Raw genomic sequence first — 6726 nt, 5'->3', positions numbered from 1 at the left:
GGCGACCGAAGCCGCAATGACCTTGGTGGTGTGCTGATGGGCCACCCGCAGGGACCGGCTGACCCGCGCCTCAATGTCGTCCTTCGCCGAGACATAGCGCCCCACACCAAAGATGATGTAGATGCACAGCGGCACGCCCACGCTGAGCAGTGCCAGCAGGCGCAGCCATCGCACGGACGCGCTGGCTTGAAGCGGCGAGTTCTTCTCGGTGGGCGTACTTTCCGGCATGGACTGCGAGTATGTCCGAAGAGCCGAGGCGGTGCCGTCAGCCGATTCCCCAATTGCGCACAACATGCCGGCGCTTGCCGTGCCGGCCGCACCGCTCAGGCCGTCATCGGTACCGGCACCTTCAGCAACCCATCGGCCTTGAACATGGCGCGGATGCCACGCACGGCCTGGCGGATGCGCGCCTCGTTCTCGATGAGCGCAAAGCGCACGTACTCATCCCCATGGTCGCCAAAGCCGATGCCGGGCGACACGCACACCTTGGCCTTGTCGAGCAGCTGACGCGCAAACTCCAGCGAGCCCAGCGCGCGGTAGGGCTCGGGGATGCGGGCCCAGATGTACATGCTGGCCTTGGGGCAATCCACGGCCCAGCCGGCTTCGGTGAGGCCCTTGTAGAGCACGTCGCGGCGGCGCTGGTACTGGGCGGCGATATCTTTCACGCACTGCTGGTCGCCCTCCAGCGCGGCGATGGCGGCCACCTGCAAGGGCGTGAAAGTTCCGTAATCGTGGTAGCTCTTGATGCGGGCCAGGGCCGCGACCAGATCGGCATTGCCCACCATGAAGCCCACGCGCCAGCCGGCCATGTTGTAGCTTTTGCTCAGGGTGAAGAACTCCACCGCCACATCCTTGGCGCCGGGTACTTCCATGATGCTGGGGGCGCGGTAGCCGTCGTACACGATGTCGGCGTAGGCCAGGTCGTGCACCACCAGGATGTCGTGCTTCTTGGCCAGGGCGATCACGCGCTCGAAGAAACCCAGGTCCACACACTGTGCAGTGGGGTTGCTGGGGAAGCCGAAGATCATCATCTTGGGCTTGGGGTAGCTGCCGCGGATGGCCTTCTCCAGTTCGGCAAAAAAATCCACATCCGGCGCCACCGGCACGCTGCGGATGTCGGCGCCCGCGATCACGGCACCGTAGATGTGGATGGGATAGCTCGGATCGGGCACGAGCACGGTATCGCCCCGGTCCAGCGTGGCCAGCATCAGGTGCGCCAAGCCTTCCTTGGAGCCGATGGTGACGATGGCCTCGGTGTCGGGGTTGATATCGACAGCGTACCGGTCCTTGTACCAGTGGCTGATGGCGCGACGCAGGCGCGGGATGCCTTTGCTGGCGCTGTAGCCGTGGGTGTCGGGCCGCTGGGCCACTTCGGTGAGCTTGGCGACAATGTGCGGCGGCGTGGCCCCATCGGGGTTGCCCATGCTCATGTCGATGATGTCTTCGCCCCGGCGGCGGGCGGCGAGTTTCAGCTCGGCCGTGATGTTGAAGACGTAGGGAGGGAGGCGATCGATGCGCGCAAAACGGCGCTTGCCCTGCGATGCAGACATGCGGTGTGACTTTCACGTAAGCGCCCGGAACCGTCCGAGCGACGTGGCTGGCAGAAAGGCCGGCCCGCAGGCAATGTAACGCACAACGCTGCGGCATTCAGGCCAACGGCGGCCGGGTGTCGCAACGCCGCTACGCCCGGGCCGGAGTCTGCAGGCGACTTTTTCTTTCGCTGGCCAGGGACCACGCAAACATGGCCACCCCGCCCAAGCCCAGCGCGGCGCCCACCCAACCGGTGGAGGTCCATCCAAAGCCCGCCGCAATGCCCATGCCGCCCAGCCACGCGCCCAGCGCGTTGGCCACGTTGAAGGCCGAGTGGTTGAGCGCGGCGGCCAACGTCTGCGCATCTCCCGCCACGTCCATCAGACGGATCTGCAGTGCAGGGCCAATGGCCACCAGGGTGCCCAGCACAAACGTGGCCACGGCAGCCGACGCGGGGTGGTGCGCGGCGGGAACGAACAGCACCATCACCGCAATGGACCACAGCAGCACCTTGCCCACCGTGGGCATGAGCGCCTTGTCGGCCATACGCGAGCCCACCACATTGCCCACCACCATGCCCAGGCCGAACAGCGACAGCACGAACGGCACCAGGGCGGGCGGCATGCCGGCCACCTCGATCAGCGTCGGCTTGATGTAGCTGAACACCGCGAACATGCCGCCAAAACCGATGGCGCCGATGCCGAGCGTGAACCACACCTGCTTGCGTGCCAGCGCGCCCAGCTCGCGCAACGGACTGGCGCCGTGCGACGCGGGCATGGCGGGCACCCACAGGCGCACCATGACGACGGCGGCCACGGCAATCAGGCCCACGAAGACAAACGCGGCACGCCAGCCAAAGTGTTCACCCAAAGCCGCGGCCAGGGGCACACCCACCAGCGTGGCGGTGGTCAGGCCCAGCATCACCCAGCCCACCGCGCGTGCCCTGCGCCCCGGCGGCGCCAGCGCTGCAGCCACCAGCGCGGCCACGCCAAAGTAGGTGCCATGGGGCAGGCCGGTGAACAGGCGCATGGCCGTGAGCGAGCCGTAGCCCGGCGCCAGTGCCGACGCGAAATTGCCCAGCGCGTACACGGCCATCAGCGCCATCAGCAGCGCCCGCCGCCCCCAATGGGCGCACAGCACGGCCAGCACCGGCGCGCCCACCACCACGCCCAGCGCGTAGGCGCTGATGACGTGCCCCGCCTGCGGAATGCTCACGCCGATGTCGCGCGCCACCTCGGGCAGCAGGCCCATGATGACGAACTCGCCCGTGCCGATGGAGAAGCCACCCACTCCCAGGGCCAATACGGCACGCACCAGGGTGCGGTCGTCGGTGGGGGCTTCGGCAATGGAGGTCTTGGCGGACAAGGGCGCAGTCATGGGCAGCAGCAGAGAGACGCCGCGCCGGCGCAAGCCGAGCAGCGCGAGGAACCAGAAAGGTGGGAAAAAGAAACGAAGTTACGGGGGTAAACCCGATTTTGGTAACCATAGCACGCGCCGCGCAGCCGTGCAGGCGCGGGGACATCGGCCCAGCCGCAAGGCGCCAGCGGCAGGGGCGCTGGGCTTGTCAGCCCAGGTTCAGCGCGCCACCAGCAGCTGCACGAACATCTGCACCTTGGCCCGGCACTCCGCGCTGATGGAGGTGAATTCCAGCCCCGCCACCCACTCGTCGCCCTCCTGCTTGAGCGTGATGACCCGCGCATACACATCGGCCACGCGGTAGTCCACCAGGGGCAGCTCGAACTCCAGCTTGACCTCGCTGCGGGGCTCCAGCGGCTCGATCAGCTCCACCAGCAGGCCGTGGTAGCCGATGTCGCGGATGGCACCGTGCACAATGTGCGGCACCACGATCTTGTCCTGCATGCGCTGGCACAGGCAGGGCAGGCGCGCGTCCACACGGTGGCTTCGGCGAAACTCTTGCCGCGGCACCTTGAGCTTGTGCGAGGGAATGGCGATCAGCTCGCGCAGGCTTACCGGCTGGGTGCGGCCCTTGACGTAGACCTGCATGGGTGGCGAAGCGGACACCAGACCCCAGCAGCGCTGGTAAGTGGCATCGCTGATCAGCACCTGGCCGCGCAGGCTCAGCGCCTCGATGCGCGAAGCCAGGTTCACCGCCTCGCCGATCACGGTGTATTCGGAATACACGTCCGAGCCAAAGCGCCCCGCCATCACGGTCCCGGTGTTCACGCCAATGCCCAGGAACACCTCGGGCAGCCGCTCCCGCAGGTGCGCCAGGTTCAGCTCGCGCATGGCGATCTGCATCTCCACAGCGCACATCAGCGCGCGGTCCACATCGCGCTCGCGCGCCTCGGGCGCACCGAAGAGCACCATGATCGAGTCGCCCATGAACTTGTCGATGCGGCCCTGGTACTTGAAGACCACCTCCGACAGCCGCGCCAGGCAGCGGTTGAGCGCCGCAATGACCACCGATGCCGGCTGCGAGCCCGACAGCGCGGTGAAGCCGCGCAGGTCGGCCAGCAGGATGGTGACTTCTCGCGGTGCCGCAGCCTGCAAGTCCCCGCCAGCCGGTCCGTCCTGGCCCTCGCCCTTGCCCTGTCGGAGGATGGCAGCCATCTCGGCAAGAACCTCATCGCGCAGCGGCGCCCCGGTCTCGCGCTCGATCAGCGCCTGCAGGCGGCGCACGGCATCGTGGTGGATCTCATGGTGCATGGGCTTGGGTCCAGCCGGTGGGCCGGCGGCGGGTGCATGGGGACCGCAGGCCTGGGCCAGCGGGCTCGCGGTCAGGATAGGCCCGCTGCGCAGGGCTGGTCAAGCCGTGGAAACACCGCAGCCGCCACCGGGCGGGCGCCAGCGTCAGCCGGCACCCAGTGCCTGCCGCTGCACGCAGATGAATTCCCCGCTGTCGCTGTCGTAATCCCAGCGCGCGGCGGTACGGGCCTGCCCTGACGGCACGGCGCCGGAGGCTTCCAGGCCCAACACCACCAGGCTGTTGGGCTCCCCATGGCGCAGCCGGTGCGACACCGCGGTGCCCGCGCTACTGCACCACAGGCCCGGGTAAGCTTCCAGCAATGCCGGATGGTGCGCGTGCCCCGACAGCAGCATCTGCGCGCCGGCGACATGCCAGCGCTGGACAGCCTCCCCGGCACGGTGAGGCCGGTGCGCGCGGTCGGCGGCATCGGGCGCGACCAAAGGATGGTGGCTGGCCACGATGCGCCACGCACCGGGTGGCGCGCGCCCCAGCAGCCGGGCCACGTGATCGATCTGGGCCGCAGACAGGCTGCCGCGTTCGTGCCGCCAGGCGCGCGTCGTGTTCACGCCCACCACATAAAACGAACCCATCTGCCGTACCGGCTCCTGGTCCATGCCGAACTGCTGAGCGAAGCGGTCATAGGCCCGGCCCCAGCGCAGCCACCAGGCGTAGAGCGGCAAATCGTGGTTGCCCGCCAGCACCAGCGTGGAACGTGCATGCAGGCCCTGCACGAAGCGCGCCGCCTGTTCGAACTGTCGGGCCGTCGCGCGCTGTGTAAGGTCGCCCGAAACCACCGCCATGTCCAGGCCCAGCCGCTGTGCCAGCCGTTGCACGGCGGCGCACACGGCGGGGTCGTGGGCGCCGAAATGCAGGTCCGACAAATGCATCAGGACAGGCATGGGGGCTTTCTGCGAGCCAACGCCGGGGTGGTCATGCGGGCACCAGCCCCCCTGCGGAACCGGCCTCGGGCGCAGGCTGCGTGGCAGCCTGCGCGGGCTCGGAGGCCACGGAGGCAGCCGGGCCGTCATCGCGAATCAGCGCCGAGGGCGCCACCAGCCACAGGGGCCGATCACTGACGCGAAAGTGCAGCGGTGGCGCAGTCCATTCACGCTCGCCATCAAACGCCAGCTTGACCTGCGGCGGCCGCCAGCTGGCCGGCTCCACGGTGAGTTCGGTGCACGCCACGCTGGTCACCGCGCTGTCGCGCCCCAGCTGGCCGGTGGCGGCGTTCCATACAGTGCGCGCCACGGCCCAGCGCCCCTGAGGCTGAAGCAGCACCACCGCCAGCTTGCCGCCGTCGGCCACTGTCTGAGCCTGGGGGATCCCCATGCGGTCGAGTTGCAGGGGGTTGTTGCCCACGAAGAGCGTGGTGACCAGATGCTCTTCCTGGCGCGCCCGTGCGCCTTCGTGGGTTTTCATCACCACCCGCCAGCGGCGGCCCGATGCAGGGCGAAACATGCTCCACACCGCAGAGATCACCGCCACCAGCCGCGACCGCCCAAAGCGCTGGGAGGCTTTTTCACGCTCCGCCAACAGCTTGGGGTAGAGGCCGACGCTGGCATTCACCAGGAACAGCCGCTGGTTCACAAAGCCTGCCTGCACCGGGCGCATCTCGCCCGCGTGCAGCGCTGCCAGCAGGTTTTGCACAGCCTCTTCGGGGTCGAGCGGGAGGCCGTGCTCGCGGCTGAAGTAGTTGAACGTGCCCATGGGCAGGACGCCGATGGGAATCCCCTCGCGCAAGGCGGCCACCGCCACGGCATTGATGGTCCCGTCGCCACCCGCTGCGACCAGCAGCCCCCCATCGGCGCGCGCTGCCTGCGCGGCGTCACGGGACAGCCGCACGATGTCACCGCGCTGGCGGGGAACATGCCACACCACGTTGTGCTCCTGCAGGGCCGCTACGCCTTCGAGCTTGGCGCGCAGAAGATCCAGGTCAGCGCCGGGCCTTCGCGGCACCACCAAGTGGATCGTGCCACTGGCCAGGGGAGAAGCGGGGCGACGCTCGGGTGAAGTCATGAGGGAAGGAAATGAAGGGATCAGGCGCCGAACGCGGGCCGTTCACAAAAGCACACGCCATGACGGCATCGCAGGCCCTGACGCAATGCACTCCATGATCGCGACCGCCAGAATGCCGGGCAGCCGGTGTCCGCGCCTTTGCCCTGTCAGCCTGCGCCGACAGAACGGCGCGGAGGCCAGCGACGCAGGGCCAACGTTTGGACGCGGGGAACTCTCGGGTGATCTTCGGTTCTGCCAATGGCATTGCTCTCCCGGCCTTCCCTGCTCCCTTTTCTTCATGCCGAGGCACCGTTGCCCATGCCCCTCACCACCAGCCCCGCCCACGAACTCGGCCACTTGCTTGCGCAGCACCCCATGGGCTGGTGGATGGCGGGCATGCTGGCGTCGGCCCTTCTGGCCCTGGCGGGTTTGGCCGGATTGCGCGGCCTGCGCCGCGCGGGCCCTCCGCTGCGCCGTTTTGTGCCGATAGAAGC

6 protein-coding genes are annotated in these 6726 nt (G+C 68.3%); all 6 read right to left on the bottom strand.

Going from position 1 to position 6726, the window contains the following annotated elements:
- The coding region (locus tag MRY84_RS22585; protein WP_291507906.1) for a hypothetical protein at positions 1-228 on the bottom strand (228 nt) is incomplete at its 3' end.
- A gap of 95 nt (positions 229-323) precedes the next feature.
- A complete protein-coding gene (gene alaC, locus MRY84_RS22580) occupies positions 324-1550 on the bottom strand; it encodes an alanine transaminase (RefSeq protein ID WP_291507905.1) in 1227 nt (408 codons plus the stop codon).
- A 130-nt stretch (positions 1551-1680) separates the two neighbouring features.
- Positions 1681-2907: an MFS transporter gene (locus tag MRY84_RS22575; RefSeq protein WP_291507904.1), complete on the bottom strand. Its 1227-nt coding sequence runs from the start codon at positions 2905-2907 to the stop codon at positions 1681-1683.
- 198 nt (positions 2908-3105) lie between these two features.
- Complete coding sequence (locus MRY84_RS22570) at positions 3106-4197, bottom strand: adenylate/guanylate cyclase domain-containing protein (protein ID WP_291507903.1); 1092 nt, start codon at positions 4195-4197, stop codon at positions 3106-3108.
- 144 nt (positions 4198-4341) lie between these two features.
- Positions 4342-5136: a metallophosphoesterase gene (locus MRY84_RS22565; RefSeq protein ID WP_291507902.1), complete on the bottom strand. Its 795-nt coding sequence runs from the start codon at positions 5134-5136 to the stop codon at positions 4342-4344.
- 31 nt (positions 5137-5167) lie between these two features.
- Positions 5168-6253 carry a diacylglycerol kinase family protein gene (locus tag MRY84_RS22560; protein ID WP_291507901.1) on the bottom strand — a complete coding sequence of 362 codons (1086 nt, stop codon included), beginning with the start codon at positions 6251-6253 and terminating at the stop codon, positions 5168-5170.
- Positions 6254-6726: the final 473 nt, after the last annotated feature.

Origin of the sequence: Acidovorax sp. (assembly GCF_022763525.1) — a bacterium.
In the GTDB taxonomy this organism is placed as follows: Bacteria; Pseudomonadota; Gammaproteobacteria; order Burkholderiales; family Burkholderiaceae_C; genus Acidovorax.
This window is presented reverse-complemented; position numbering and strand designations above follow the sequence as displayed.